Source organism: Streptomyces sp. SPB162, from assembly GCF_029504575.1.
In the GTDB taxonomy this organism is placed as follows: domain Bacteria; phylum Actinomycetota; class Actinomycetes; order Streptomycetales; family Streptomycetaceae; genus Actinacidiphila.
In genome coordinates this window covers 2098900-2125772 of the sequence record NZ_JAQFII010000001.1, presented here as the reverse complement: position 1 = coordinate 2125772, position 26873 = coordinate 2098900, and the positions used below count along the sequence as shown (strand labels likewise).

Annotated in this window: 25 protein-coding genes and 1 pseudogene; 13 read left to right on the top strand and 13 right to left on the bottom strand. The window is 70.5% G+C overall.

Translation table 11 applies throughout. The features are described from left to right. Positions 1 to 56: 56 nt before the first annotated feature. From M2266_RS09835 to M2266_RS09815, 5 genes are all read right to left on the bottom strand, one after another. On the bottom strand, positions 57 to 821 hold the full coding sequence (locus M2266_RS09835; RefSeq protein ID WP_277441135.1) for an adenosylcobinamide-GDP ribazoletransferase: 765 nt from the start codon (positions 819 to 821) through the stop codon (positions 57 to 59). A 48-nt stretch (positions 822 to 869) separates the two neighbouring features. Continuing rightward, on the bottom strand, positions 870 to 1580 hold the full coding sequence (locus M2266_RS09830) for a hypothetical protein (RefSeq protein WP_277437829.1): 711 nt from the start codon (positions 1578 to 1580) through the stop codon (positions 870 to 872). Next, positions 1577 to 3358, bottom strand: a complete 1782-nt coding sequence (locus M2266_RS09825) for a phosphatidylglycerol lysyltransferase domain-containing protein (RefSeq protein ID WP_277437828.1) — start codon at positions 3356 to 3358, stop codon at positions 1577 to 1579. The genes M2266_RS09830 and M2266_RS09825 overlap by 4 nt, the downstream gene beginning before the upstream one ends. Positions 3359 to 3450: 92 nt before the next feature. Next, complete coding sequence (gene cobT, locus M2266_RS09820; protein WP_277437827.1) at positions 3451 to 4587, bottom strand: nicotinate-nucleotide--dimethylbenzimidazole phosphoribosyltransferase; 1137 nt, start codon at positions 4585 to 4587, stop codon at positions 3451 to 3453. Between the two features lie 681 nt (positions 4588 to 5268). After that, positions 5269 to 6474, bottom strand: coding sequence for a bifunctional adenosylcobinamide kinase/adenosylcobinamide-phosphate guanylyltransferase (locus M2266_RS09815; RefSeq protein ID WP_277437826.1), 1206 nt, complete (start codon positions 6472 to 6474; stop codon positions 5269 to 5271). 118 nt (positions 6475 to 6592) lie between these two features. On the opposite strand from M2266_RS09815, the gene M2266_RS09810 reads away from it, so the two are divergent. Next, a complete protein-coding gene (locus M2266_RS09810; RefSeq protein WP_277437825.1) occupies positions 6593 to 6802 on the top strand; it encodes a hypothetical protein in 210 nt (69 codons plus the stop codon). 49 nt (positions 6803 to 6851) lie between these two features. Here M2266_RS09810 and M2266_RS09805 read toward each other — a convergent pair whose 3' ends face one another. From M2266_RS09805 to M2266_RS09795, 3 genes are read right to left on the bottom strand one after another with little or no spacing between them, the layout of a single operon-like run. Next, on the bottom strand, positions 6852 to 7934 hold the full coding sequence (locus M2266_RS09805) for a trypsin-like peptidase domain-containing protein (RefSeq protein ID WP_277437824.1): 1083 nt from the start codon (positions 7932 to 7934) through the stop codon (positions 6852 to 6854). A gap of 59 nt (positions 7935 to 7993) precedes the next feature. Continuing rightward, on the bottom strand, positions 7994 to 8731 hold the full coding sequence (locus M2266_RS09800; protein WP_277437823.1) for a methyltransferase domain-containing protein: 738 nt from the start codon (positions 8729 to 8731) through the stop codon (positions 7994 to 7996). A 50-nt stretch (positions 8732 to 8781) separates the two neighbouring features. Beyond that, positions 8782 to 9369: a DUF3043 domain-containing protein gene (locus M2266_RS09795; RefSeq protein WP_277437822.1), complete on the bottom strand. Its 588-nt coding sequence runs from the start codon at positions 9367 to 9369 to the stop codon at positions 8782 to 8784. 194 nt (positions 9370 to 9563) lie between these two features. On the opposite strand from M2266_RS09795, the gene M2266_RS09790 reads away from it, so the two are divergent. Together M2266_RS09790 and M2266_RS09785 are read left to right on the top strand one after the other, a co-directional pair. Next, entirely contained in the window at positions 9564 to 10334 is a 771-nt protein-coding gene (locus tag M2266_RS09790; RefSeq protein WP_269272807.1) for a PspA/IM30 family protein, read from the top strand. 46 nt (positions 10335 to 10380) lie between these two features. Further along, complete coding sequence (locus tag M2266_RS09785) at positions 10381 to 10659, top strand: hypothetical protein (protein ID WP_277437821.1); 279 nt, start codon at positions 10381 to 10383, stop codon at positions 10657 to 10659. 96 nt (positions 10660 to 10755) lie between these two features. Here the strand turns inward: M2266_RS09785 and nadA are convergent, their stop codons facing one another. Continuing rightward, positions 10756 to 11937, bottom strand: coding sequence for a quinolinate synthase NadA (gene nadA, locus M2266_RS09780; protein WP_277437820.1), 1182 nt, complete (start codon positions 11935 to 11937; stop codon positions 10756 to 10758). A 242-nt stretch (positions 11938 to 12179) separates the two neighbouring features. Here nadA and M2266_RS09775 point away from each other — a divergent pair, with 242 nt between their 5' ends. After that, a complete protein-coding gene (locus M2266_RS09775) occupies positions 12180 to 12533 on the top strand; it encodes an iron-sulfur cluster assembly accessory protein (RefSeq protein ID WP_138356207.1) in 354 nt (117 codons plus the stop codon). Positions 12534 to 12616: 83 nt separating this feature from the next. Here the strand turns inward: M2266_RS09775 and M2266_RS09770 are convergent, their stop codons facing one another. Together M2266_RS09770 and M2266_RS09765 are read right to left on the bottom strand one after the other, a co-directional pair. Continuing rightward, the gene (locus M2266_RS09770; protein ID WP_277437819.1) at positions 12617 to 14233 is read right to left on the bottom strand and encodes a hypothetical protein; all 1617 of its coding nucleotides are present in this window, start codon (positions 14231 to 14233) and stop codon (positions 12617 to 12619) included. A gap of 94 nt (positions 14234 to 14327) precedes the next feature. Then, a complete protein-coding gene (locus M2266_RS09765; RefSeq protein WP_277437818.1) occupies positions 14328 to 14456 on the bottom strand; it encodes a hypothetical protein in 129 nt (42 codons plus the stop codon). A gap of 277 nt (positions 14457 to 14733) precedes the next feature. On the opposite strand from M2266_RS09765, the gene M2266_RS09760 reads away from it, so the two are divergent. Next, positions 14734 to 15708 (top strand): carbohydrate kinase family protein, encoded by a 975-nt coding sequence (locus M2266_RS09760; RefSeq protein ID WP_277437817.1) that lies wholly within the window; start codon positions 14734 to 14736, stop codon positions 15706 to 15708. A 65-nt stretch (positions 15709 to 15773) separates the two neighbouring features. Here the strand turns inward: M2266_RS09760 and M2266_RS09755 are convergent, their stop codons facing one another. Next, entirely contained in the window at positions 15774 to 17171 is a 1398-nt protein-coding gene (locus tag M2266_RS09755; RefSeq protein WP_277437816.1) for a cysteine desulfurase/sulfurtransferase TusA family protein, read from the bottom strand. A gap of 237 nt (positions 17172 to 17408) precedes the next feature. On the opposite strand from M2266_RS09755, the gene coxB reads away from it, so the two are divergent. From coxB to M2266_RS09735, 4 genes and pseudogenes are all read left to right on the top strand, one after another. Beyond that, complete coding sequence (gene coxB, locus M2266_RS09750) at positions 17409 to 18359, top strand: cytochrome c oxidase subunit II (protein ID WP_277441134.1); 951 nt, start codon at positions 17409 to 17411, stop codon at positions 18357 to 18359. Beyond that, the gene (ctaD, locus tag M2266_RS09745) at positions 18356 to 20113 is read left to right on the top strand and encodes a cytochrome c oxidase subunit I (RefSeq protein ID WP_277437815.1); all 1758 of its coding nucleotides are present in this window, start codon (positions 18356 to 18358) and stop codon (positions 20111 to 20113) included. The genes coxB and ctaD overlap by 4 nt, the downstream gene beginning before the upstream one ends. Next, entirely contained in the window at positions 20110 to 20508 is a 399-nt protein-coding gene (locus M2266_RS09740) for a cytochrome c oxidase subunit 4 (RefSeq protein WP_277437814.1), read from the top strand. The genes ctaD and M2266_RS09740 overlap by 4 nt, the downstream gene beginning before the upstream one ends. Before the next feature lie 122 nt (positions 20509 to 20630). Beyond that, positions 20631 to 21888: pseudogene (locus M2266_RS09735) on the top strand (Ig-like domain-containing protein). A 59-nt stretch (positions 21889 to 21947) separates the two neighbouring features. Here M2266_RS09735 and M2266_RS09730 read toward each other — a convergent pair. Next, positions 21948 to 22355, bottom strand: a complete 408-nt coding sequence (locus M2266_RS09730) for a hypothetical protein (RefSeq protein WP_277437813.1) — start codon at positions 22353 to 22355, stop codon at positions 21948 to 21950. Positions 22356 to 22583: 228 nt separating this feature from the next. On the opposite strand from M2266_RS09730, the gene M2266_RS09725 reads away from it, so the two are divergent. The 4 genes from M2266_RS09725 to M2266_RS09710 all read left to right on the top strand — a co-directional run bounded on the left by M2266_RS09725 (position 22584) and on the right by M2266_RS09710 (position 26794). Next, on the top strand, positions 22584 to 23204 hold the full coding sequence (locus M2266_RS09725) for a heme-copper oxidase subunit III (protein ID WP_277437812.1): 621 nt from the start codon (positions 22584 to 22586) through the stop codon (positions 23202 to 23204). Positions 23205 to 23289: 85 nt separating this feature from the next. Continuing rightward, complete coding sequence (locus tag M2266_RS09720; protein ID WP_277437811.1) at positions 23290 to 24102, top strand: c-type cytochrome; 813 nt, start codon at positions 23290 to 23292, stop codon at positions 24100 to 24102. A gap of 8 nt (positions 24103 to 24110) precedes the next feature. Then, positions 24111 to 25163, top strand: coding sequence for a Rieske 2Fe-2S domain-containing protein (locus M2266_RS09715; protein WP_277437810.1), 1053 nt, complete (start codon positions 24111 to 24113; stop codon positions 25161 to 25163). Continuing rightward, the gene (locus M2266_RS09710) at positions 25160 to 26794 is read left to right on the top strand and encodes a cytochrome bc complex cytochrome b subunit (protein WP_277437809.1); all 1635 of its coding nucleotides are present in this window, start codon (positions 25160 to 25162) and stop codon (positions 26792 to 26794) included. The genes M2266_RS09715 and M2266_RS09710 overlap by 4 nt, the downstream gene beginning before the upstream one ends. The last annotated feature ends 79 nt before the right edge of the window (positions 26795 to 26873 follow it).

The window sequence follows — 26873 nt, the reverse complement described above, 5'->3', positions numbered from 1 at the left end:
CTGGCGCGTCAGCCCAGCGCGAGCGCCGCGCGTCAGCCCAGCGCGAGCGCCGCGCGTCAGCCCAGCGCGAGCGCCACCAGGGCCGTCGTGGCCGCCGTTTCGGCGAGGGCGCCGAAGACGTCGCCCGTGATGCCTCCGAAGCGGGCGCGGCAGTGGCGCAGGAGGAGTTCGGCCGCGGCCAGGGCCAGGAGGGCGGCCAGGGCGAAGTGGAGGGTGGGGCCTGCGCCGAGGAGGGCTCCGGCCGCTGCCGCCACGGCGACGGTGGCCGCGGTGGCGAGGGCCGCCGTGCGCAGCGGGACGGCGCCGGCCACGGCCGCGCCCAGGCCGTCCGGGCGGGCCGGGGGGACGCCGTCGCGGCAGGCGAGCGTCATGGCGGTACGGGCCACGACGGCGGAGACGGCGGCCGCGGCGGCGCCGTGGGACCAGCTGTCGGCGTAGAGGGCCGCCAGGCAGGCGACCTGGGTGAGGACCACGAAGAGCAGCGTCAGGACGCCGAAGGGTCCGATGTCGGACTGCTTCATGATCCGCAGGGCGTCCGCGGCGGGTCTGGCACTGCCGAGCCCGTCGGCGGTGTCGGCCAGGCCGTCCAGGTGCAGGCCTCGGGTCAGGGCGGCCGGCACGGCGGCGGTCGCGACGGCGGCGAGCAGCGGGGAGGCGTCCAGGAGCAGCAGCACGCCGCCGACCGCGGCGGCGCACAGGCCCACCACCGCGCCCACGACCGGCGCGCACAGCATCCCGCCGCGCGCGGCGGGCCGGTCCCAGCGGGTGACGGTCACCGGCAGCGCGGTGAGGGTGCCGAACGCGAAGCGGAGGGCGTCCATGGCAGCGGGCTTGCCGGAGCTGGGGTCGGAGTCGGTCACCGCGTGAGGCTACCCCGGTGTCCGCCGCGCCGGTTCCGGCCGCAGCGCCGCCTCCCGGCGCCGTCGCAAGTGCCCCTCGAGGCCGCACAGCAGGAGCGTCGCCACGATCGCCGTCAGATGCTCGAAGCCCGCGAGGTTCACGATGAAGACGACCTCGACGAGCATCGCGAGGATCAGCGCGCCGCCCGTCCACCACGCCCGGTACCGGCAGGCCACGTACACGCCGAGGGCGACGACCGCCGCCGAGGGGCCCGTGTCGCGCACGACCAGGGTGGAGACCGGGAGCCCGAGGAAGCCGTCGGGGCCGACCGCGAGCGAGTAGCGGGCGAAGGACGTGCCCGCGAGCGTCGCGAGGAGTCCGATGCCGAGGGTGTGCCGCTTGCCGACCGTCATCTCGGCGATGCCGAACATGAAGACGACCTGGGCGATCAACCCCCACACCGGCAGGGACGGGTCGGGGACGAAGAGCGACAGTGGAGTGCGCAGCAGCGCCTTCCACCACGGGAGCGTCGCGTAGACGCCGCCGACCCGGTTGACCCACGCCGTGCCGGTGTTCCCCGAGTGCTGGATCACCTGCAGGGCCAGGATCAACGCGCACGCGCCCAGCGTCATGGGAACCGCGCGCAGCTTCTTCGTCCGCAGCTCAAAACTGACATCTCGGTATATTCCGCCCCATTCGACGTATGCGAAATCGCGGAACCGCTTGAGGAACGGGCTCACCGGACGGCGGTCCGCTCTCGATCACGTCTGCGCAGCGGGGACGGCAGCCGCGGCGCTTCGAGGAAGCCCTCGGCGCGGGCGCTGGCGATACCGATCCGCGGCAGCTCGCTGCTCTTGCCGAACAGCAGGTAGCGCGGCTCCCAGATGGGCCGGTACTTGGCGTTGGCCCGGTACAGGGACTCGATCTGCCACCAGCGGGAGAAGAACGTCAGCAGGGAGCGCCAGAAGCGCAGTACCGGCCCGGCGCCGAGCTTCGAGCCGCGCTCGAACACCGAGCGGAACATCGCGAAGTTCAGCGAGATCTGCCGCACGCCCACCTCGTCGGCGCGCTGGATCAGCTCGATGACCATGAACTCGATCAGCCCGTTGTCGGACTCGCGGTCCCGGCGCATCAGATCCAGCGACAGCCCCCGCGGGCCCCACGGGACGAAACTGAGCACCGCCCGCGGCACGCCCGCGCCGTCCTGGCACTCGACCATCACGCAGCGCCCGTCGGCGGGGTCGCCGAGCCGGCCGAGCGCCATCGAGAAGCCGCGCTCGGTCTCGCCGTCGCGCCAGGCGTCGGCGTGCTCCAGGATCGCGTCCATCTCCTCGGCGGGGATGTCGTCATGGCGGCGTATCCGGACGGTGTACCCGGTCCGCTTGACGCGGTTGTACGCCTGCCGGACGGTGCGCATCGCGCGGCCGTCCAGGGTGAACTCGTCGGTCTCGACGATCGCTTCGTCCCCGATCTCCAGGGCGTCCAGGCCGTGCCGGGCATAGATCACGCCCGCTTCCTCGCTCGCGCCCATCACCGCGGGCACCCAGGCGTGCTCACGGGCCTCGGCGAGCCAGGCGTCGATCGCGCCGGGCCACGCCTCGGGGTCGCCGATCGGGTCGCCGGACGCCAGCGACACCTCCCCGACGACGCGGTACGCGATCGCGGACTTCCCGCTCGGTGACCAGATGACGCTCTTGTCGCGGCGCAGCGCGAAGTAGCCGAGCGAGTCCCGGTCGCCGTGGCGGTCCAGGAGCCCGCGCAGCCGGGCCTCGTCATCCGGGCCGAGCAGCGCCCGGCCGCGCGGCGAGCGGAACGCCACGTACAACACGAGCAGGAAGAGCAACGCACTCATGACGTTGATGACGACATCCACCCACCCGGGCGTTGAGATGTTCGCGAAATTGTCGTCATTCGGGTCGAGCGCGATCATGCGCTTGATCGCGTAGCGGAAGCAGGCCCAGAAGCCCGAGCCGTGCTCCCTGTTGGTCGTGGTGACCAGCAGCGCGCTGATCAGCGAGCCCACGATGAGGCCGCCGACGGCGACCAGGAACGCGTGCAGGGGATTGGAGCGGTCGCCCTTGGCCCGGAACTCGTGGTGGCCGACCAGCAGGGCGCCGACGAAGGAGCCGGTCAGCCCCAGGGTGATCCAGTTCTGTACGTGGCTCCGGTATTCGTCGTACGAGGCCATGGACAGCGCCAGGACCAGCAGGAACAACCCGCTCAGCACGAGGTTGAGCACCCACGCGGCCCGCTTGCGCCGCCGCATGGTGATGGCGAAGAAGAGCGCGAAGACACCCGTGGTGAAGCCCGCGGTCAGCAGGTACGGGGTGAAGAGGTCCTCGATATTGTGCCGCCGGACGTCGGCACCGAAGGAGACCCACACCGCGCCGAGGAAGTTCAGGAACGCGGCGACCCGCAGGTACCAGACGGCGTAGGCGGCCGAGCGCTGCCCCCAGACATGCGGACGGTTCTCCCCGTCCTGCGGTGTGCGACCTGGTGCCGTGCTGCCCGTTCCCATAGTTTTGGATCTTATGACGGAATGTCCGGATCCTCGTCACGGAAGGGCTCGCCGGATCCGGCGAACTCCCGTTCACGCCACGGAACGCGGCGTTACGGAGCCTCGACCGGGTCGGCGGGCGGCTCGTCCGACGTCACGGCGACGGGCTCCCCGGCGGGTTCGGGGGCCCGTTCCACGACCGGCTCGCCGGACACGTCCGGCAGCTCCGCCGCGAGCGCCGCCGCGACCTGCAGGAGGGGCAGCGCCAGCAGTGCGCCGGTGCCCTGACCGAGCCGGACGCCGTGGTCGAGCAGCGGCTCGATGGAGAGCCGGTCCAGGGCCTTGGCCTGGCCGGGCTCACCACTGGCCTGACCTGCCAGCCACCAGTCGGGAGCCCGGAACGCGACGCGCTGCGCGACCAGGGCGCACGCCGTGCTGACGACTCCGTCGAGGACGACGGGCAGTTTGCGCACGGCGGCCTGCAGCAGGAAGCCGGTCATGGCGGCGAAGTCCGCGCCACCGCTCGCGGCCAGCAGTTCGAGCTGGTCGCCCAGGACCGGACGGGCCCGCCGCAGCCCGTCGCGGATCGCCGCGCACTTGCGCATCCACGCCAGGTCGTCGATGCCGGAGCCGCGACCGGTCACCACGGAGGCGTCCGTACCGCACAACGCCGCCACGAGGATGCCGGCGGGTGTGGTGCCGCCGACGCTGATGTCACCGAGCAGCACGAGGTCGGTGCCGGAGTCCGCCTCCTCGTCCGCGATGGCCATGCCCGCGCGGAAGGCCACTTCGGCCTCCTCGACGGTGAGGGCGTCCTCCACGTCGACCCGGCCGGAACCGCGGCGCACCCGGTGCGCGGTGACGTCGGCGGGCAGTTCCGCCGGGTCGCAGTCCAGCGCCATGTCGATCACGCGCACCTGTGCCCCGAACCGGCGGGCCAGCACGTTCACGGGCGCGCCCCCGTCGAGCACCGCCCGGACCAGCGCCACCGCGGTCCCGGCCTCGTGCGCAGACACCCCCAGACCCGCCACACCGTGGTCCCCGGCGAACAGCAGCACCCGCGGCCGGGTGATCGGCCGCGCCGGAACGCACCCCTGAGCGGCGGACAGCCACTCCGCCAGCTCCGCGGGCTTGCCGAGAGCCCCTGCGGGGCTCACCAGTCGCTGCCACCGGTCTTGCGCGTCACGCCGCACACCGGCGTCGGGACGCTCCACCAGGGAGCCGAAGTCATCGAGATTCAGGCCGCTCATTCGCCGCACAGTACCGGGTGAGCCTCCGGCCGGGTTGACGGGGAGCCCGCCGGCTTCCGGCCGGAGGGCGGGCGCGGGCCGGCCTCCGGCCGAGGGTGGGTGCGGCTGCCCGGCGCGGGCCCGCAGGGCGGAGCGCACCGTCCACGCCGACCGGGGCTCGCCCAGCCCGCAGCAACCGCGTGCCCACACGGCTCGCCGCCGCCGGGCCCGAGGCGCCCAGCGCGCCGCGGGACGTGCCCCGATCAGCCCGCGCGGGCCGAAAGCTCGCACCACCGCGCCGTCCGTGACGCGAGGCGACACGGTCACCCCCCTGTACCGGAGAGCCCGGCGCCCGGACCACCACTCAAGGGTGTTGCGAAAGCCCCGCCTGGCCCGCGACGCCTGGCCCGCACACCTGCTGCGTTGTCGGGCTCGTCCAAGGACGTCCAGTACGAGGACGACCCTCCGCCGTGCAGTGGCACACACCAGGCCCCGTCGGCCCCGCCCTTCGGGCGGACGATGCCTAGGTGAAGACACGCCCTAAGGGCTGCCCCATTCCCTGGCGGGCGCCCGACGACAGCTACGGCACCTCGCCGCGTTGTCGGAACGCCCGAATACGTGCGGTATGCGGGCGCCCCTCCGCCGTGCGATGCACCGCATCTGACGCCGCGCGCTGATCCACCAGGGATGACGGGACAGCCCCTAGCCGCGCAGCGTCAACGCCTGGCCCGCCACCACCAGCAGCACATGCTCCGACTCGGAAGCCACCGCGGCATTGAGCCGCCCCAGCTCGTCGCGGAACCGCCGGCCGGACGCGGTCGCCGGTACCACTCCCGAGCCGACCTCGTTGCTCACCGCGACGACGGTGCGGCGGGTGGCGCGCCATGCTGCCGTCAACCCGGTGGTGAGGTCCTGCAGTTCGCGCTCACCGGAGGACGACCACTGCTCGTCGTCCCACGCGCCGACGGAGTCCATCGCGGACGTCAGCCACAGGGCGAGGCAGTCGATGAGCAGGGGCGGGCCGTCGGCGGCGAGCAGCGGGACCAGGTCGCAGGTCTCCTGCGTCGCCCATGTTCCCGGGCGGCGCTCGCGGTGCAGGGCGACGCGGCGGGCCCACTCCTGGTCGCCCTCACGGGCGCCGCCGGTGGCCACGTACAGGACGTCGGAGAACGCGCCGAGGCGGCGTTCCGCCTCGGCGGACTTGCCGGAGCGGGCACCGCCGAGCACCAGCGTGCGGCGGGGCACGTCCGGTACGTCGTGGTAGTCGCCGGCGGTCAGCGTCGTGCCGTCCGGGACGGCCCGCGCGCCCAGCGCGGCGAGCCGGCGCCGCAGCTCGGCGCCGGGCGGCGCGCGGTGGTCGAGATGCACCGCGACGACGTCGGTGGTCGGGCCCACGGCTCCGGCGGCGCGCAGCCGGCCCAGCGCGTCGGGCCGGTCGACCGCGTCGAACAGCACGACGTCGTACGGGGTCGCCGCCTCCTGGACACCGGCGGGCGCGCAACCCGGCGGCAGGTAGAGCGCGCGCATCCCGTCCGGCCCCTCGACCTCGTAGCCGGTGCCGGGCGCGTCCGTGGCGACGGCGCGCACCCGGTGCCCGGTCAGCAGCGTCAGCTCCTGGCCGTCCGGGACGCGGCCCGGCGTCGGCAGGCCGGCCGGGATCTCCACGGCGGGCCCGTCGTGCGGGTGCGACAGCAGTGCCTGCCGCACGCCGCCGAGGGAGTGCCCGGAGCGGGCGGCAGCGAAGGCCAGGCCGGGCGTGAGGTCGAGCAGCAGTACGCCGTCCACGAGGACGGCGGTCGCGGCGCGCGGGCCGCCGCGGTCGCCGACGGCGCCCGCACAGGAGGCGCAGGGGCAGTCGGGCAGGGGGAGGCCCTCGGGGCCGCCGGTGCCGAGCAGTGTCAGTTCCACCCCCAGATCGTCTCGCGTCCGCGTACGGCGGGCTCGCCGGGTCCGCCATGCGGTTACCCTGCGGGACAGGTACACGACGGACAGCAGCAGCTGTGGACCGAGGACCGAGGAGAAATACATGGCGTGGACGTGGCGGTTCGAGAAGGCCGACGGCACCGAGGTTGCGCCCGCGGTGGAGCCGGAGGAGTTCACGACCCAGGGGGACGCCGAGTCCTGGATCGGTGAGCTCTGGAAGGAGCTGGCGGAGGGCGGCGCGGACCAGGTCGTCCTCTTCGACGGGGAGACCAAGATCTACGGCCCGATGAGCCTGCACGGCAACGAGGAGTAGCTCCTCCGGCGCGTAGGGGCGCCCGCGGAACCGTGGGCGCCCCTACCGGTCAGATCGAACCCAGCGTGACCTCCGCCGTCCGCGTGCTGCCGTCGCGCACGTACGTCACCTGGACCTTGTCGCCCGGTTTGTGGGCCGCCAGGGCCTCCGTCAGGGACTGCATCGTCGTGACCGGGGTCGTGTCGATCTTGGTGATGACGTCGCCCGCCTTCAGGCCCGCCTTCGCGGCGCCTCCGTCGTCGCTCACCGAGACCACGGCGACGCCGGCCGGCCGCAGGTCATCACCGACGACGGTGCGTGCGGTGATGCCGAGGGCGGCGCGTCCGGAGTCGGTGACCTTGCCGTCCTTGATGATCTGGTCGGCGATGTCGGTGACGGTCGAGGCCGGGAGGGCGAAGCCGATGCCGGGTGCCGCGCCCGCGCCCATCTGGGGGTCGGTGGCGGCCAGCGTCGGGATGCCGATGACCTTGTTGTCGAGGTTCACCAGGGCGCCGCCACTGTTGCCGGGGTTGATCGCGGCCGAGGTCTGCACCATGTTCGCGATGGTGGCCCCGGTGCCGCCCCCGTCGCCGGCGCCCTCGGTGACCGTCCGGCCGACAGCCGAGACGATGCCCTGCGTGACGCTGCCGGACAGCCCCAGCGGATTGCCCATGGCCAGCACGATCTGGCCGACCTCCACCTTCGCGGAGTCGGCGAACCTCGCGGGCTTCAGGTCCTTCGGGGGAGCGCTGAGCTTGATCACCGCGAGGTCCTCCGCCGGGTACGAGGAGACCAGCACGGCCTCCAGCGGGTTCCCGCCGGTGACCAGGGTGACGGTGAACTTCCTGGCGTCGCCGACGACGTGCGCGTTGGTGACGATGTGGCCCTGGTCGTCGTAGACGATCCCGGAGCCCAGGTCCGACTCCGTGGTGATCTGGACGACGGACGGGAGCACGTTCTTCACGACGCTCTGGTACTCGTTCTGCAGCTGGTCGGAGGACGAGGGCGCGGATGCGGCGGACGATGTCGGGGACCGGCCCGTCGCGGAGGCGTCCGGATCGCCGGAGCCGGAGGTGCATCCCGCCAGCAGCGCCGCCGCGCAGACGGCGGCGGCGCAGGGGCGTGCCCGTCGCGCGGCCAGGGGGCGTGTCATGGGTCCACTCATGACAGGAGTGTCCCTTTTGTCCGTAACGAACGAGGGGATGCCGCGCCCTAGGCGCGCACACCGCACAGGTGCAGCAGGGCCGCCACCGCGCGGTACGGATCTGTCCGCCCCGCCTGTTCCTCGGCGGCCAGCAGCGGTTCGAGGTCCGCTGGAAGGGCCGCGTCGTCCGGCGCGGCATCGGTGAGGACCCGCACCCCGTACCAGGCGTCGACGGGGGTGCCGAGCCCGCCCAGGGTCGCGGTCACGGCCTCCCGGCGGTCGGCGCGCACCTCGAGGCCGAGGCGGTTGGTGTACGTCTGGCTGCCGAAGGCGCTCAGCGTGCCGGGCCAGTCGCCGAGTAGCCCCGGCCGCATGGCCAGCGCGTCGGCGTTGCGCACGAGCAGCGAGAGCAGGCCGCCGGGTGCGAGCACCCGGGCCAGCGCCGCCAGCATCGTGTCGGGCTCGGACATGTACATCAGCACCCCGTGGCAGAGCACGAGGTCGAAGCTGCCGGGCCCGAAGTGCCGCCCGGTCTCGCGGCCGTCGCCCGCGATCAGGGCGACCCGCTCGCGTATGCCCTCCGGTTCGACGGCCAGCGCGGTGCGCAGCGTGTCCAGCATCACCGGGTCGGACTCCAGGCCGGTGACCTGGTGCCCGGCGCGGGCCAGCCGCAGCGCCTGGGTGCCCTGGCCGGGGCCGACGTCGAGGACCCGCAGCCGGCGGCCCACGGCGAAGCGCGCGGTTATCTGCTCGTCGAGCTGGCGGGCCACCAGTTCCTGGCGGACGACGTTGCGCAGCCCGCCCAACCCCTCCAGCCAGGCGGGGGCGCCGCCCTCGAAGCCGGACCTGCCGGTGCTCAGAGCTTCACGCCGCGCTTGACCATCGGCTTCGGCAGCCGCAGGCGGCGCATCTGGAGCGTACGCATCAGGGCGTACGCCACCGCACCGCGCAGGTTCTTGTCGGGGAAGCGCTTCCGCAACTGCTTGCGCAGCAGGATCGTGGTGATGACCGAGTCGACCACGATCAGGGCGATCACGACCATCCACAGCAGCAGCGAGAGGTTCCGCAGCTGAGTGTTCTGGATCATGCTCAGCACGAGGATGACCACCGCGAGCGGGAGGAAGAACTCCGCGACGCGGTAGCGCGAGTCGACGTAGTCCCGGACGAACTTGCGCACCGGTCCCTTGTCTCGGACCGGCAGGTAGCGCTCGTCGCCACCTGCCAGCGCTTCGCGCTGCTTGGCCATCTCGGCACGGCGCGCTTCCCGTGCCTGCTTGCCGGCCGCCTTGCGGTCGGTCGGCACGGTGGCACGGGTGCGGCGCTGGCCCTGGGCCTCGTTGCGCTTGGGCGTGGGGCGACCCTTGGGAGCCTGCGGGTCGCGGGGCTGGTCCTCAAGCACCGAGGTGGTTGAGGCCTGCTCATCTGGGGAACGACGTCGGAACACGACTCCAGGTTACGTGCCCCGGGGCGGTAACCCCAGCCCTCACCTACTCCTTGGGCCTGAGGTCACCGAACCGTGATCGTCCCTAGGGAGGAGCGCATCCGCCCGGGAACAGTGCGGTAATGGAACCAGGGCCCGTACTGTGGGGTCTGTAGAGGTGCTGGAGCTGTAGTCCGAGAAGGGGGCGCGCGAGGCCCATGAGCGGTGTCATGAAGCGGATGGGACTTATTTTCCGCGCGAAGGCCAACAAGGCCCTGGACAGGGCCGAGGACCCGCGCGAGACGCTTGACTACTCGTACCAGAAGCAGCTGGAACTGCTGCAGAAGGTACGCCGGGGTGTGGCCGATGTCGCCACCTCGCGCAAGCGCCTGGAGCTGCAGCTGAACGAGCTGCAGAAGAAGTCGTCGACCTACGAGGACCAGGGCCGCAAGGCGCTGGCGCTGGGTCGCGAGGATCTGGCCCGCGAGGCGCTGTCGCGCCGGGCGGCGCTGCAGCAGCAGGTCACGGACCTGGAGACGCAGCACCAGACGTTGCAGGGCGAGGAGGAGAAGCTCACCCTCGCGTCGCAGCGGCTGCAGGCCAAGGTGGACGCCTTCCGCACGAAGAAGGAGACCATCAAGGCCACGTACACGGCGGCCCAGGCGCAGACCAAGATCGGCGAGGCGTTCTCCGGCATCTCCGAGGAGATGGGCGACGTCGGCATGGCGATCCAGCGTGCCGAGGACAAGACCGAGCAGCTGCGCGCGCGGGCCGGTGCCCTCGACGAGCTGATGGCGTCCGGCGCCCTCGACGACCAGAGCGGCCTGCAGAAGGACGACATCCAGGCCGAGCTGGACCGGCTGTCCGGTGGTACGGACGTCGAGCTGGAGCTGGCCCGCATGAAGGCCGAACTGGCCGGCGGCACCTCGCAGCAGGCCATCGAGGGCGGCAAGCAGCCCGAGGACCGGCCGCGGATGGACAAGCAGTGACGCGGATGACCACCAGGCCGTAGCCGAACGACTAGGAGGCGCCGTCATGATCGTCAGGATCATGGGGGAGGGGCAGCTGAAGATGGCCGACAGCCATCTCGGCCGCCTCGATGTGCTGGACGACGCACTGCTCGCCGAGATCGAGAGCGGTGACGAGGAGGGCTTCCGCAAGACGCTGGGAGCCCTGCTCGACGCCGTGCGGGAACTGGGCGAACCGCTTCCCGACGCCTCCCTGGAGCCGTCGGAACTGATCCTTCCGTCTCCCGACGCCTCCCTCGCGGAGGTCCGGGAGATGCTCGGCGACGACGGGCTCATCCCGGGCTGAACGCCGGGCGACCGCACCTCACACCTCGTACCGCTCACGAACGGGCGGGCCGGAACCCCTAAGGGTCCGGCCCGCCCGTTCGGCGTTCAGGACTCTTTACGGCAGGGCGAGCATCTGCTCCAGCGCGAGCTTGGCGTACCGCTCGGTCTCCTCGTCCACCTGGATGCGGTTGACGAGCTTGCCGTCCGCCAGCGACTCCAGCGTCCACACCAGGTGCGGCAGGTCGATGCGGTTCATCGTCGAGCAGAAGCAGACGGTCTTGTCGAGGAAGACGATCTGCTTGTCCGGGTGCGCTTTGGCGAGCCGGCGGACCAGGTTCAGCTCGGTGCCGATCGCCCACGCCGAGCCGGCCGGGGCCGCGTCCAGCGCCTTGATGATGTACTCCGTCGAGCCGACGTAGTCGGCGGCGGAGACGACCTCGTGCTTGCACTCGGGGTGCACCAGGACGTTCACGCCGGGTATCCGGGCGCGGACGTCCTCGACCGACTCGATCGAGAAGCGGCCGTGCACGGAGCAGTGCCCGCGCCAGAGGATCATCTTGGCGTCGCGCAGCTGCTGGACGGTCAGGCCGCCGTTCGGCTTGTGCGGGTTGTAGAGGACGCAGTCGTCGAGCGACAGGCCCAGGTCGCGTACCGCGGTGTTGCGGCCCAGGTGCTGGTCGGGGAGGAAGAGCACCTTCTCGCCCTGCGAGAACGCCCACTCCAGCGCGCGCTCGGCGTTCGAGGACGTGCAGATCGTGCCGCCGTGCCGGCCGGTGAAGGCCTTGATGTCGGCGGAGGAGTTCATGTAGGAGACGGGGACGGTGGTCCCGGCCACGCCCGCCTCGGTCAGCACGTCCCAGCACTCGGCGACCTGCTCGGCGGTGGCCATGTCGGCCATCGAGCAGCCGGCCGCCAGGTCCGGGAGGATCACGGCCTGGTCGCCGGAGGTGAGGATGTCCGCGGACTCGGCCATGAAGTGCACTCCGCAGAAGACGATGTACTCGGCTTCCGGGCGGGCGGCGGCGTCGCGCGCGAGTTTGAAGGAGTCGCCCGTCACATCGGCGAACTCGATGACCTCGTCGCGCTGGTAGTGGTGGCCCAGGATGAAGACCTTGCTGCCGAGCCTGGCCTTGGCGGCGCGGGCGCGCTCGACCAGGTCGGGGTCGGACGCGGCCGGCAGGTCGCCGGGGCAGTCGACACCGCGCTCGCTGCGGGGATCGGACTCCCGCCCGAGCAGCAGCAGGGCGAGCGGCGTGGGCTGAACATCCAGCACATCCAGCGGTTCTGTGGTGGTCACGGGCCCGGAGCCCTTTCTGTGCAGCACAGCCTTTTCGTCTACCTGACGTTATCTATGATAGCCCGTTCGTGTCAGATTGACGATGCGGGTCACGTCAATGTGACGCATTCCGTCGCGAGCCGTTCCGGGCGCGCGATGTGCGAGCATTGATGGCGCATAGACGTATCGGACCCGGAATGAATCCGGGAGGTCACCGGTTACCAGTCGGTGGCAGCAGTCCGAACAACCCGGGAGTGAAGCAGATGACGGTTCAGGACGAGACCACCGCGAACGACGGACTTCTCCTGTCGGATTCCGCCGCGGCCAAGGTCAAGGGCTTGCTCGAGCAGGAAGGCCGCGAGGACCTGGCGCTGCGCGTCGCCGTTCAGCCTGGCGGCTGCTCCGGCCTGCGCTACCAGCTGTTCTTCGACGAGCGGTCGCTCGACGGCGATGTCGTGAAGGACTTCGATGGTGTGAAGGTCGTCACCGACCGCATGAGCGCCCCGTACCTGGGCGGCGCCTCCATCGACTTCGTGGACACGATCGAGAAGCAGGGCTTCACGATCGACAACCCGAACGCCACGGGCTCCTGCGCCTGCGGCGACTCGTTCCACTGACTCAACGCGCGGTTTCACGCGAAGGCGGCGGCCACCCGGGAGGGTGACCGCCGCCTTCGTCGTTCCGCGAGCCGGTGCGGGGGCTACTTGAGCAGCGGCACGATCGCGCCGTCGTACAGGTCCACGACCTTGCGGTCGCCGAGCGGCCGGTCCAGCCGCACCGTCTGGGTGGTGTCCTTCGCGATCATGATGCAGACGCGCTTCGCGGGGTCGTGCGTGCCCGTGATCCGCACGGTCACCGCCGCCGTGGACTCCTCGGCGGTCGCCGCGTAGGTGGAGCAGACCCCGGCCCAGAAGTGCAGCTCCAGGACGTTGCCGCGCACGGTGTACGAGACGGCCTTCTGCTTCTGCGGGACCTTCGGGTCGATCGGGGACACCGGGTCGGCGGGGTCGGCGGGCTGGGTCGGCTCGGTCGTCGCGCCAGGACCGCCCGAGCCGCCCGGCTGCTCGCCCGGCAGCCCCGTAGCGGGCGCGTTCTGCTGGATGTAGCGGGCCTCCACCGCCGGCTGGGCGACGGTGTGCGCCTTGGTCACTCCGGCCTGCGCCACGTCGAAGAGCCAGGACGGCACCAGCGCCCGCGCGCCCGAGACGAACTGCGCCGACAGCCCGAACGCGGCGCCCCGGACCTCGAGGTTCTGCGCGGCGGCCGGCACGCACGGCATGGTCTGCGGCAGCGTCTTGTCGTCGCTCGGCGCCGTCGGCTGCTTCGGGAGCAGCGACGGGCAGGTGCCGCCGACGCCGTGGTCCGTGCCGCCGGCTCCGGAGCCCTCCAGCTGCTTCAGGGCCTGGGCCGCGTCGACCACCGGATACCGGTCGCCCTTCCCGAGCGTCGCCAGCAGGCCGTAGCCGCCGCTCAGCTGCCCGTCCGCGCCGACCCGCAGCGTGGTCCGCCAGCCGTACGTCGGCAGCCCGCCCACGACCGGGTCGGCGTTCACCAGCCGCACGGCGCCGGCCGTCTCGCCGGCGTCGATCTTGGCGCCCGTCAGCCCGAGAGCGGCCAGGGCCGGCGCCGCGGCCTGCTTGGCCCGGACCTCCGACACCGCTCCCTCACCCGCGCCGGACGGTCCCGAGGACGACGCCGAAGTGCCGGCCGAGCCGTCCGCCGAGGCGGCCGGGGGGCCGGAGCAGACCGGGGAGTCGGGGCCGCCCGCGCTCGGAGCGCCCGGCACACCCGGCTTCGGCGCAGGGGCCTGATAGCACTTGGCGAACGGCCCGAGCCGGGAGTACGACCAGTTCCCCTCGCCCGACCGGTTCACCTGGAGGAAGGGACCACTGCCGTCCGGGGTGCCGCCCGCCCGCCAGAAGTCACGGTCGAGCTTGACGGGGCCGGGCACGTCCAGCGCCTTCGCCAGCTTCTCGACGGCCGCCTGCGGGACCTGCCCGTGCGGCCGCTGGACCGGCGCCGACTTCGGGCCGGCCGGCAGCGGCTTGACGACCTGGTACCGCGCGCCGGGGGCCGTCGCGCTGCCGCTGTCCGCGCCTGCCGCCACACCGTTCTTGGCGCTGTCCAGCGCCAGGGGCGCGGGCGGCCCGCTCTCGCGCCCGTCCGCGGTGCCGCCCGCGTTCGCCGTCGCCCAGTAGGCCCCGCCGCCGCCCGCCACCAGGACCGCCGCGGCCATCGCGGCGACAGCCAGTGGTGACCTGAGGCGGCGGCGGGGGACGGGATGGTCCATCGTGTCTTCGTTGCGTTCGGTGCTCACCGTGCTGCTCCCTCGGCTCCGTACCGTCAGATGCAGCTGTGACGGAGCCGGGGCCCGCGCGGTTCCCACCGCGCGGCTCCGCGACCGCGGGGGATCAGGCGCCGTACTCCGCCATACCGTCCACGACGTGCGCGGACGCGAGCGGCACGGTGATGCCGTGCAGGCTCGAGGGGGCGGCCGCCGACGGAGCCGCATGGGCCGGAACCGTCCAGTGCGGGGCCATCCGACGGCAGTCACCGAGCAGTTCGGCGAAGCGAGTCGGAGCGGGATTCGGGTTCGACGACGGGGGGCACGGGGGACGAAGTAGAAGCCATGCCTCCGACCCTAGGCACTTGATCAGGTACGGGTAAGCCCTACTATCGGGTAGTTTCTCCGTGTCGGTGGCCGGTTCCCGCCCCCGCCGGTGCACCCCATACGATGACAGTGCCTCTTCCGCGTTGCCCAGGGGTCCCTTCCGGCCCTTGCCGACCTTCGCCGCCGCCCCGCAGGAGCATTCAGTCGTGCGTATCGCTGTCACCGGATCCATCGCCACCGATCACCTGATGACCTTCCCCGGCCGCTTCGCCGACCAGCTGGTCGCGGACCAGCTGCACACGGTCTCGCTCTCCTTCCTCGTCGACACCCTCGATGTGCGGCGCGGCGGAGTCGCTCCCAACATCTGCTTCGGCATGGGCGTGCTCGGCCTCCGGCCGGTCCTCGTGGGCGCGGCGGGCTCCGACTTCGCCGAGTACCGCGCCTGGCTGGACCGGCACGGCGTGGACACCGCGTCCGTCCGCATCTCGGAGGTGCTGCACACCGCGCGCTTCGTCTGCACCACGGACACCGACCACAACCAGATCGCGTCCTTCTACACCGGCGCGATGAGCGAGGCCCGGCAGATCGAGCTGCAGCCGGTCGCCGACCGAGTGGGCGGCCTGGACCTGGTCCTCATCGGCGCGGACGACCCCGAGGCGATGATCCGGCACACCCAGGAGTGCCGCAGCCGCGGCATCCCGTTCGCGGCCGACCCCTCGCAGCAGCTCGCCCGCATGGAGGGCGAGGACATCCGCCTCCTCGTGGACGGCGCCACGTACCTGTTCACCAACGAGTACGAGAAGGCGCTCATCGAGTCGAAGACCGGCTGGACCGGCGACGAGATCCTCGCCAAGGTCGGCACCCGCATCACCACCCTCGGCGCGCAGGGTGTCCGCATCGAGCGTGCCGGACTGCCGGTGATCGAGGTCGGCTGCGCCGAGGAGGAGGCGAAGGTCGACCCGACCGGTGTCGGCGACGCCTTCCGCGCCGGCTTCCTGGCGGGCCTGGACTGGGAGCTGTCCCTGGAGCGCTCCGCCCAGCTCGGCTGCATGCTGGCGACGCTCGTCATCGAGACGCTCGGCACCCAGGAGTACGAGCTGCGCCGCGGCCACTTCATGGACCGCTTCACCAAGGCCTACGGCGACGAGGCCGCCGCCGAGGTCAAGGGTCATCTGTCCTGACCTCCGCCTTCGCATGACAGCGTCCCCGGGCTCGGCGCGCGAGCCCGGGGACGCTGCCGTCCCCCTCAGCTCTTCCGGCGCACCAGGTACGCCGTGCCCCGCGCCACCGCGCGCTCGCCGACGTACTCCTGGTCCCGCATCTGGCACCACGCGGGGATGTCCAGCCGCGCCGCCTCGTCGTCGGAGAGCACGGCGATCACCGCGCCCACCGGCACGTCGCCGATGACCTTGGCGAGCTCGATGACCGGGATCGGGCAGCGCTTCCCGAGCGAGTCGACCATCAGCGCGGGCGCGTCGGGGGAGTCCCCGACCTCGGGGGCGGCGGCGCGCGCCACGACGGCGGGGGCGGCCGGGGCGCCGAGCTGGTCGCGGACCGAGCTGACGACGCCCGGCAGCACGTCGAGGAAGCGCTCGACGTCCTGCGCCGAAGTGCCCGGCGGCAGCGACACCCGGACGTTGCCCTCCGACAGGACGCCCATCGCGCGCAGCACGTGGCTGGGGGTCAGGGTGCTGGAGGTGCAGGACGAGCCGGAGGAGACCGAGAAACCGGCGCGGTCGAGCCCGCCGAGCAGCGCCTCCCCGTCGACGTAGAGGCAGGAGAACGTCACGAGGTGCGGCAGCCGCAGCGTGGGGTGCCCGACGACCTCCACGTCGGGGACGAGCCCCGGCACCCGGGAGCGGATCCGCTCGACCAGCTCCGACAGCCGCGCCCGTTCCGCCGCGGCCTCCTCGCGCACCGCGCGCAATGAGGCCGCCGCTGCCACGATGGCCGGCAGGTTCTCGAAGCCGGGGGAGCGGCCCGACTCCCGTTCGTCCGCGGGGCCCTGCGGCGCGAAGCGCACGCCCTTGCGAACCGCGAGCAGCCCGACTCCGGGCGAGCCGCCCCACTTGTGGGCGCTGGCGGTGAGCAGCGACCAGCCGTCCTCCACCGGTTCCCAGGCCAGCGACTGCGCCGCGTCCACCAGCAGCGGCACCCCGGCCTCCCGGCACAGCAGCGCGGCCTCACCGACCGGCTGAACCGTGCCCACCTCGTGGTTGGCGGACTGCAGGCAGGCCAGCGCGGTGTCCGGGCGCAGCGCGGACGCGAACACGGCGGCGTCCACCCGACCCGTGCGGTCCACCCCGACCTCGGTGGCTTCGTACGCCGCGGCCGCGTGGAGCACCGACGAGTGCTCGACGGACGACACCACGAGGTGACGGCCCGTCCGCCGTCTGCCCGCCATCGCCCCTGACACGCCCGTGTGAACAGCGCGGGTTCCCGAAGGAGTGAAAACCAGTTCGTCCGGTCGGCAGCCCACCGCCTCGGCGGCGGTCTCCCGGGAAGCGTCCAACAGCAGCCGGGCGCGGCGTCCCTCGCGGTACAGCCGGGCCGGGTCCGCCCACCCCTCGTCCAGCGCGGCTACCAGCGCCTGGCGGGCGACGGGGTGCAGGGGAGCGGCGGAAGCCGCGTCGAAGTAGGACACGCCCGGCACGCTACGCCTGCCGTCCGGCGGTTCGTCAGGCGGCATGCGGAGCATGGCGGTCCACCCCGTCAAGAAGTGCCCCGGCGCGTTGGACCCCCTCCCCGCGCGACCCCAAATAGCGTCCAGTAGGGTTTGGTCCGCATAAACATCCACACCTACCTGCCCGCGCCAGGGCCGACCGACCAGCTGACGGCCGGGCACCCGGACGCGTGGGCGAGACTCTCGGGAAGGCGCTACGTGAGTCCCAACGGCTCCGACCGCTCGTCGCGGCGCCCGGTGCGGCGGAAGCTGCCGCAGGCGCTGGCCGCGGCGCTGGTCCTTGTGACCGCCACCGGTTGTGAATACCCCCGCCTTGGCATGCCCAGCCCCGCTACGGAACAAGCACCCCGGATCCTGGCCCTCTGGCAGGGCTCCTGGGCCGCCGCGCTGGCGACCGGTGTGCTCGTCTGGGGTTTGATCATCTGGAGTGTGATCTTCCACCGGCGAAGCCGGACGAAGGTCGAGGTTCCTTCGCAGACCCGGTACAACATGCCCATCGAGGCGCTGTACACCGTGGTCCCGATCATCATCATCGCGGTGTTCTTCTACTTCACCGCGCGTGACGAGAACAAGCTCCTGGCGACCTCAGCGAAGCCCGACCACGTGGTGAACGTGGTCGGCATGCAGTGGAGCTGGGCGTTCAACTACGTCGAGAACGTGGGCGGCAACGGATCGACCCCCGCGACGGCTCCCAAGGAGCTGTCCGAGATCCCCGTCGACAAGCTGAAGTTCCCCGTGGGCGCCAACGGCGTCTACGACTTCGGCACCCCCGCCAGCAGGAACCAGGACACCGGCAACCCCGGCCCGACGCTCTGGCTGCCCAAGGGCGAGACGGTGCGGTTCGTCCTCACCTCGCGCGACGTCATCCACTCGTTCTGGGTGGTGCCGTTCCTCATGAAGATGGACGTCATCCCGGGCCACACCAACGTCTTCGAGGTGACTCCCAGCAAGGAGGGCACCTTCAAGGGCAAGTGCGCGGAACTTTGCGGCGTGGACCACTCCCGGATGCTCTTCAATGTGAAGGTCGTCTCTCCGGACGAGTACAAGGCGCACCTGCAGGATCTGGCGAAGAAGGGCCAGACCGGCTACCTCCCGGCGGGCATTGCCACCACGGGCAACGCCAAGAATGCGGAGCCCAAGACCACATGAGCATTCTCAACGAACCCCATCAGGGCACGGCCGCCATCGGCGCGTCGTACGAGGACGAGTTGCCGGTGAAGCGGGCCCAGCCCGGCGCCGTGGTCATCAAGTGGCTCACCACCACCGACCACAAGACGATCGGGTCGATGTACCTGATCACCTCGTTCTTCTTCTTCATCCTCGGCGGCATCATGGCGCTGCTCATGCGGGCCGAACTGGCTCGCCCGGGCACCCAGATCATGTCGAACGAGCAGTTCAACCAGGCGTTCACGATGCACGGCACCGTGATGCTCCTGATGTTCGCGACGCCGCTCTTCGCGGGCTTCGCGAACTGGATCATGCCGCTGCAGATCGGTGCGCCCGACGTGGCGTTCCCGCGGCTGAACATGTTCGCCTACTGGCTCTACCTGTTCGGCTCGCTGATCGCGGTGGCCGGCTTCCTGACGCCGGCGGGTGCGGCCGACTTCGGTTGGTTCGCGTACTCCCCGCTGTCGGACGCCGTCCGGTCCCCGGGTGTCGGCGCCGACATGTGGATCATGGGTCTGGCCTTCTCCGGCTTCGGCACGATCCTCGGCTCGGTCAACTTCATCACCACGATCATCTGCATGCGCGCGCCCGGCATGACGATGTTCCGCATGCCGATCTTCGTCTGGAACGTCCTGCTGACCGGTGTCCTGGTCCTGCTGGCCTTCCCGGTGCTCGCCGCCGCGCTCTTCGCCCTGGAGGCCGACCGGAAGTTCGGGGCGCACGTCTTCGATGCCGCGAACGGCGGGGCGTTGCTGTGGCAACACCTCTTCTGGTTCTTCGGGCATCCGGAGGTGTACATCATCGCGTTGCCGTTCTTCGGCATCATCAGCGAAGTGATCCCGGTCTTCAGCCGCAAGCCGATGTTCGGCTACGTGGGCCTGATCGGCGCGACGATCTCCATCGCCGGCCTGTCGGTCACCGTCTGGGCGCACCACATGTACGTCACCGGCGGTGTGCTGCTGCCGTTCTTCTCGTTCATGACGTTCCTCATCGCGGTCCCGACCGGTGTGAAGTTCTTCAACTGGATCGGCACGATGTGGAAGGGGTCACTGAGTTTCGAGACCCCGATGCTGTGGGCCGTCGGCTTCCTGATCACCTTCGCCTTCGGTGGTCTGACCGGTGTGATCCTGGCGGCGCCGCCGCTGGACTTCCACGTCTCGGACTCGTACTTCGTGGTGGCGCACTTCCACTACGTGATCTTCGGGACCGTCGTCTTCGCGATGTTCTCCGGCTTCCACTTCTGGTGGCCCAAGTTCACCGGAAAGATGCTGGACGAGCGGCTCGGCAAGATCACCTTCTGGACGCTGTTCTTCGGCTTCCACGGCACCTTCCTCATCCAGCACTGGCTGGGCGTCGAGGGCATGCCGCGCCGTTACGCGGACTACCTGGCGGCTGACGGGTTCACGACGCTGAACACCATCTCCACCATCAGTTCGTTCCTGCTCGGCCTGTCGATGCTGCCGTTCTTCTACAACGTGTGGAAGACCGCGAAGTACGGCAAGAAGATCGAGGTCGACGACCCGTGGGGCTACGGGCGTTCCCTCGAATGGGCGACCTCCTGCCCGCCGCCGCGGCACAACTTCCTCACGCTGCCGCGTATCCGGTCCGAGTCGCCGGCGTTCGACCTGCACCACCCGGAGATCTCCGCGATGGAGCTGGAGCAGAACCTCGACTCCGAGCGCGGCGCCCTCTACGCGGGTGGCGAAGAGCACGAAGGGAAGGGGAAGCAGCTGTGAGGGTCCAAGGCAAGATGTTCCTCGGCCTGGCGATCTTCATCCTCGCCTCGGCCATCGTCTACGGCTACTGGTCCAAGGAGCCCGCCGGCACCACGGCGCTCTTCCTGGCCTTCGGCCTCAGCGTGATGATCGGGTTCTACCTGGCCTTCACCGCCCGTCGGGCGGACACCGGGGCCCAGGACCGCGAGGACGCGGACGTCGCGGACGACGCCGGTGAGGTGGGCTTCTTCAGCCCGCACAGCTGGCAGCCGCTCTCGCTCGCCATCGGCGGCGCGCTGGCGTTCCTCGGTGTGATCTTCGGCTGGTGGCTGCTGTACTGCTCCGCCCCGATGCTCCTCATCGGCCTCTACGGCTGGGTGTTCGAGTACTACCGCGGTGAGAACCAGACGCAGTGAGATCCGGCGGGAGACCGCCGACAGCGGAACGGGCTGGGCCCGGACACCCCACGGTGTCCGGGCCCAGCCCGTTCGCATGCGCTCAACGCGCCGTTTCGGGTGATTCTTCATACCTTATGAGCATGAGTCACTTCACCCGACGCCGGACGGCGATGCGATACGCACTTCTCGTAGCCCCTCTCGCGGTGGGGCTGACCTCATGCGGTGCCGACAAGGGCGACCCGTTGGCCGCCTCTCCCTACAACGCGGCCGGCAACGTCTCGTACAGCCTCGGCGGCGGCAAGGTGGACCCGAGCAAGCCCCTGGAGATCACCGTCAAGGGCAACGACCGGATCACCGACGTCACGGCCACGGACGCCGCAGGACGCTACGTCCGGGGTGAACTCGCCCCGGACGGGATACGTTGGCACAGCACCGCCCCGCTGGCCGCAGGAGCCCACTACACGGTCCGGGTGAGCACCGAGGACGGGAGCGGCCCGCCCCGGCCGGGAGACCGTCGGCTTCGACACCACGGCCGCCGACAAACTGCTGCGGGTCAGCTTCGGCCCGGACGCCGGCACCTACGGCGTCGGCCAGCCCATCACCGCCGAGCTGAGCATGCCCGTCAAGGACCCGGCCGCACGGGCCAAGGTCGAGCAGAACCTCCAGGTCACCGCCCATCCCGAGGCCGCCGCCGGCTCCTGGTACTGGGTGGACGACCGCACCTTGCACTACCGCCCGCAGAGCTACTGGCCCGCCCACGCGAAGATCGACGTCCGCAGCACCCTGGACGGCGTACGCATAGAGAACAGCCTCTACGGCGGAGGTTCCAAGCCGCTGTCGCTCACGACCGGCGACCGGGTCGAGGCCGTGACGGACTCCGGCACCCACGAGATGACGTTCAAGCGCAACGGCAGCGTCGTCAAGACCATACCCATCACCACCGGCAAGCCCGGCTTCTCCACCCGCAACGGCGTCAAGGTCGTGCTGGGCAAGGAGGAGTTCGTCCGGATGCAGAGTGAGAGCATCGGCATCTCGGCCGGCAGTTCCGAGGCCTACGACCTGCCGGTGTACTGGGCCACCCGGGTGACCTGGAGCGGCGAGTACGTGCACGCGGCGCCCTGGTCGGTCGGCTCCCAGGGGAGCGCGAACGTCAGCCACGGCTGCACCGGCATGAGCACCGAGAACGCCCACTGGTTCTTCGACCAGGTGCGCAAGGGCGACGTCGTCCAGGTCGTCAACAGCGGGGGCGAGACGATGACCCCGTTCGACAACGGTTTCGGCGACTGGAACCTGAACTGGTCGCAGTGGAAGAACGGCAGCGCGCTGGGCGGCGGGAAGGGCCCCGCGGCGGCGGTGCAGAACACCGCCGCCCCGGCCCGGCTCCGTCCCGAGGCCTAGCTGTACCGCCCCGTGGCTGTACCGCCCCGTGCCGTGACGGGCCGGACCCCGCCGGGGGGCTACGCCGGCGCGGCCACCGCGAGGCGCTTGCGGAGCAGCCCGGCCAGGGCCTGCGCGAGTGCCACCGGGTCGACCGGGTGGGTCACCGCGGCCTCCGCGCGGCTCCAGGTGGCCAGCCACGCGTCCTGCGGCCGGCCGATCAGCACCAGCACCGGCGGGGCCTGGAAGATCTCGTCCTTGACCTGCCTGCACACTCCCATGCCCCCCGCGGGGGCCGTCTCGCCGTCGAAGACACAGGCGTCGATCCCGCCCCGCTCCAACTCCGTGAGGACGGCCGGCAGTGTCGCGCACTCCAGGAATTCGACCGGCGGCAGGTCGGGCGCCGGCCTGCGTCCGACGGCGAGCCGGACCTGCTCCCGGGTGTTCGCGTCGTCGCTGTAGACCAGCACCGTGGCAGTCGCCCGCATCGTGCCTCCTGATCGTCGAGGAATCGTCGTCGAGTCCGTCGTCAAGTGGCTCGGATGCTACTCCCGTCAAGGGCCCGGCGAGGAGCCTTCGGGCGAGGACAAGATCCGTCCGATGCTCCGTCATCCCTCCTTCGAGGGACGGTTCCGGTAGGCCACGCGGGTCTCCTGCGGCCCTTGACACTCCGAATGGCACCCCCCGTAGTGAGCGCGAGATAAGGGACCGACATAATGTCGGACGTGGCGACAGCAACAGCAGTAGATACCGGGCACGCGCACCCGTCGGTCAACCGGCCGAACCTCACCAGCGTCGGAACCATCATCTGGCTGAGTTCCGAGCTGATGTTCTTCGCGGCCCTCTTCGCGATGTACTTCACCCTTCGCTCGGTGACGGGTGCCGAGTTCTGGAAGGAACACGCGTCGGCGCTGAACGTTCCGTTCTCGGCGACGAACACGACGATCCTCGTGCTCTCCTCCCTCACCTGCCAGCTCGGCGTCTTCGCCGCCGAGCGGGGCGACGTGAAGAAGCTCCGCGCGTGGTTCGCGATCACCTTCGTGATGGGCGCGATCTTCATCGGTGGCCAGATCTTCGAGTACACCGAACTGGTCAAGAACGACGGCCTCTCGCTGTCGTCCGACCCGTACGGATCGGTGTTCTACCTCACGACCGGCTTCCACGGGATGCACGTGACAGGTGGTCTGATCGCGTTCCTGCTGGTTCTCGGCAGAACGTACGCGGCCAAGAGGTTCACCCACGAGCAGGCCACGGCGGCCATCGTCGTGTCCTACTACTGGCACTTCGTCGATGTCGTCTGGATCGGCCTCTTCGCCACGATCTACCTGATCAAGTAACCGGCGGGCCGGCGCCGAGCCGGAACGACGCTCAGACAGACACAGCCAGAAGCATCGACACAAGAGATCCTGACCGGGGTAATCCGTGAAAAAGCTCTCCGCACGACGGCGCCACCCGCTGGCGGCGCTTGTCGTTCTTCTTCTCGCGCTCGCGGCCACCGGGGGGCTGTACGCCGCGTTCGCGCCGGCGCAGAAGGCGCAGGCCGACGACACAGCCCAGACCCTCCAGATCGAAGAGGGCAAGAAGCTGTTCGCCGTCGGCTGCTCCAGCTGCCACGGCACGTCCGGCCAGGGAAGTAAGAACGACGGCCCGAGCCTGGTGGGTGTCGGCAGTGCCGCCGTCGACTTCCAGGTGGGCACCGGCCGTATGCCGGCCCAGCAGCCGGGATCGCAGATCCCGAAGAAGAAGAACATCTACACGCAGGAACAGATCAACGCGCTCGCCGCGTACATCGCCTCGCTGGGCCCGGGCCCCTCGGTCCCCGAGAAGAGCCAGTACAGCCCGGAGGGCGCGGACGCCGGCAGGGGCGGAGAGCTGTTCCGTACGAACTGCGCGCAGTGCCACAACTTCACGGGCAAGGGCGGTGCGTTGACGAACGGCAAGTACGCGCCCAGCCTGGAGGACGTGGACCCCAAGCACATCTACGAGGCCATGCAGACCGGCCCGCAGAGCATGCCGTCCTTCCCCGACACCACGATGCCGGAGGACGCGAAGGCTGACATCATCGCGTACCTCGACGCGGTGAACGGTGAGAAGACCCCCAGCCCCGGTGGCCTCGAACTCGGTGGCATCGGCCCGGTGTCGGAGGGTCTGTTCGCCTGGATCTTCGGCCTCGGTGCCATGATCGCTGTCGCCATCTGGGTTGCGGCCCGGACCACGAAGGCCAAGAAGTCATGAGTCAGGACATGTCAGAGACAGAAGAGAACCTGCCGAGTGAGCCGTCACACGCTCACGGGGTCGATGAGTTGGCCGTCCGCGGACACAGCACGTTCGCCGACCCCGGCCTCCCGCCCCACGAGCACCGCCGTCAGGACATCGACGAGCGTGCCGCGAAGAGCTCCGAACGCGCCATCGCGTTCCTCTTCCTCCTGTCGATGCTGTCCACGATCGGCTTCATCGCCAGCTTCGTGGTCTTCCCCGTCGACAAGATCATCTACGTCTTCCCGTTCGGCCACGTCAGTGCGCTGAACTTCTCGCTCGGCCTGACGCTGGGTCTTGCCCTCTTCTGCATCGGCGCCGGCGCGGTCCACTGGGCCCGCACGCTGATGTCCGACGAGGAGCACGCCGCCGAGCGCCACCCGATCGCGGCCGAGCCCGAGGTCAAGGCCCAGGTGCTGGCCGACTTCGCGCAGGGCGCGAAGGAGAGCGGCTTCGGCCGCCGGAAGCTGGTCCGCAACACGATGTTCGGCGCGCTGGCCCTGGTGCCGCTCTCCGGCGTCATGCTCCTGCGCGACCTCGGACCGCTGCCGGGCACCAAGCTCCGGCACACCCTGTGGTCCAAGGGCAAGGTGCTGATCAACCAGAACACCAACAAGCCACTCCGGCCCGAGGACGTTCCCGTCGGTTCGCTCACCTTCGCCATGCCCGAGGGCCTGGAGGAGAACCAGGAGCGTTTCCAGAGGGAGATCGCCAAGGCCGCCCTGATGATCGTCCGGCTCGAGCCGAACGACATCAAGGACAAGCAGGAGCGCGACTGGGCCCATGAGGGCATCGTCGCGTTCTCCAAGATCTGTACGCACGTCGGCTGCCCGATCAGCCTGTACGAGCAGCAGACGCACCACGTCCTGTGCCCGTGCCACCAGTCGACGTTCGATCTGTCCGACGGCGCCCGGGTCATCTTCGGCCCCGCCGGCCACGCCCTTCCGCAGCTGCGGATCAGCGTGAACGAGGAGGGCAACCTCATCGCCCTCGGCGACTTCGACGAGCCCGTCGGCCCGAGCTTCTGGGAGCGCGGATGAGTACCACTGCTGAAAACCCGCAGCGCCGGGGCAAAGCCCCGGCAGGCGAGCGGGTCGCCGACTGGGCCGATGGCCGTCTCGGCATCTACGGCCTGGCCAAGGCCAACATGCGCAAGATCTTCCCGGACCACTGGTCCTTCATGCTCGGTGAGATCTGCCTCTACAGCTTCATCATCCTCATCCTCACGGGTGTGTACCTGACGCTGTTCTTCCACCCCAGCATGAGCGAGGTCGTCTACGAGGGCCCCTACGCTCCGCTGCAGGGCCAGCGCATGTCCGACGCGTTCGCCTCGACGATGCACATCAGCTTCGAGGTGCGCGGCGGCCTGCTGGTCCGCCAGATCCACCACTGGTCCGCGCTGATCTTCGTGGCCGCGATGCTCGTGCACATGATGCGCGTGTTCTTCACGGGCGCGTTCCGCAAGCCCCGCGAGGTCAACTGGGTCTTCGGCTTCCTGCTGTTGGTCCTCGGCATGTTCACCGGGTTCACCGGTTACTCGCTGCCGGACGACCTGCTGTCGGGCACCGGTGTCCGGTTCATGGACGGCGCCGTGCTCTCCATGCCCGTCGTGGGCACGTACCTGTCGTTCTTCATGTTCGGCGGGCAGTTCCCCGGCACCGACTTCGTGCCGCGCTTCTACTCGGTGCACATCCTGCTGCTGCCGGGCATCATGGCCGGCCTGCTGGTGGCGCACCTGATCCTGGTCTTCTACCACAAGCACACCCAGTTCCCGGGTGCGGGCAAGACGGAGAAGAACGTCGTCGGCATGCCGCTGCTGCCGGTGTACATGGCGAAGGCGGGCGGCTTCTTCTTCCTCGTCTTCGGCGTCATCGCCATGGTCGCGTCGCTCGCTTCGATCAACCCGATCTGGGCGATGGGCCCCTACCGGCCGGACCAGGTGTCCACCGGCGCCCAGCCCGACTGGTACATGGGCTTCTCCGAGGGCCTGATCCGTGTCATGCCGGGCTGGGAGATCAACGCGTGGGGCCACACCCTCGCCCTGGGTGTGTTCATCCCGCTGATGATCTTCCCCCTGGTGCTGGTCGCGATCGCGGTCTACCCGTTCGTCGAGTCCTGGGTCACCGGGGACAAGCGGGAGCACCACCTGCTGGACCGGCCGCGCAACCACCCGGTCCGCACCGCGTTCGGCGCCGCCTGGCTGAGCTGGTACGGCATCCTGCTCGTCGGTGGTGGCAACGACCTGTGGGCGACCCACTTCCACCTGTCGCTCAACCAGATCACCTGGGTCGTGCGCATCGGGTTCTTCGTCCTCCCGGTGCTCGTCTTCCTCGCCACCAAGCGGATCTGCCTGGGCCTCCAGCGCCGGGACCGCGACAAGGTGCTGCACGGTCGCGAGACCGGGCTCATCAAGCGGCTGCCGCACGGTGAGTTCATCGAGGTGCACGAGCAGCTCTCCCCGGAGGCGCTGCACACGCTCACCGCGCACGACCAGCACAAGCCGCTCGAAGCCGGCCCCGAGGTCGACGAGAACGGTGTGGAACGCAAGACCGGTCCGATCACGAAGCTGCGCACCAAGCTGTCGCACGGCTTCTACGGCGAGGCCAGCCAGATCCCCAAGCCGACCGCCGAGGAACACGCGGAGATCACCAGTGGCCACGGCCACCACTGATCGCCCGCTGACTCCCCGCGCCGGCTGACGGCACGGCAACGCATCGCCGAAGGGCCCCGTCCATGACCTGGACGGGGCC

Coding starts and splice junctions, on each gene's coding strand:
- M2266_RS09835 (WP_277441135.1), bottom strand. CDS start 821: ATGGACGCCCTCCGCTTCGCGTTCGGCACCCTCACCGCGCTGCCGGTG.
- M2266_RS09825 (WP_277437828.1), bottom strand. CDS start 3,358: ATGGGAACGGGCAGCACGGCACCAGGTCGCACACCGCAGGACGGGGAG.
- cobT (WP_277437827.1), bottom strand. CDS start 4,587: ATGAGCGGCCTGAATCTCGATGACTTCGGCTCCCTGGTGGAGCGTCCC.
- M2266_RS09810 (WP_277437825.1), top strand. CDS start 6,593: ATGGCGTGGACGTGGCGGTTCGAGAAGGCCGACGGCACCGAGGTTGCG.
- M2266_RS09805 (WP_277437824.1), bottom strand. CDS start 7,934: ATGACACGCCCCCTGGCCGCGCGACGGGCACGCCCCTGCGCCGCCGCC.
- M2266_RS09790 (WP_269272807.1), top strand. CDS start 9,564: ATGAGCGGTGTCATGAAGCGGATGGGACTTATTTTCCGCGCGAAGGCC.
- M2266_RS09785 (WP_277437821.1), top strand. CDS start 10,381: ATGATCGTCAGGATCATGGGGGAGGGGCAGCTGAAGATGGCCGACAGC.
- M2266_RS09775 (WP_138356207.1), top strand. CDS start 12,180: ATGACGGTTCAGGACGAGACCACCGCGAACGACGGACTTCTCCTGTCG.
- M2266_RS09765 (WP_277437818.1), bottom strand. CDS start 14,456: ATGGCCCCGCACTGGACGGTTCCGGCCCATGCGGCTCCGTCGGCGGCC.
- ctaD (WP_277437815.1), top strand. CDS start 18,356: ATGAGCATTCTCAACGAACCCCATCAGGGCACGGCCGCCATCGGCGCG.
- M2266_RS09730 (WP_277437813.1), bottom strand. CDS start 22,355: ATGCGGGCGACTGCCACGGTGCTGGTCTACAGCGACGACGCGAACACC.
- M2266_RS09725 (WP_277437812.1), top strand. CDS start 22,584: ATGTCGGACGTGGCGACAGCAACAGCAGTAGATACCGGGCACGCGCAC.
- M2266_RS09715 (WP_277437810.1), top strand. CDS start 24,111: ATGTCAGAGACAGAAGAGAACCTGCCGAGTGAGCCGTCACACGCTCAC.
- M2266_RS09710 (WP_277437809.1), top strand. CDS start 25,160: ATGAGTACCACTGCTGAAAACCCGCAGCGCCGGGGCAAAGCCCCGGCA.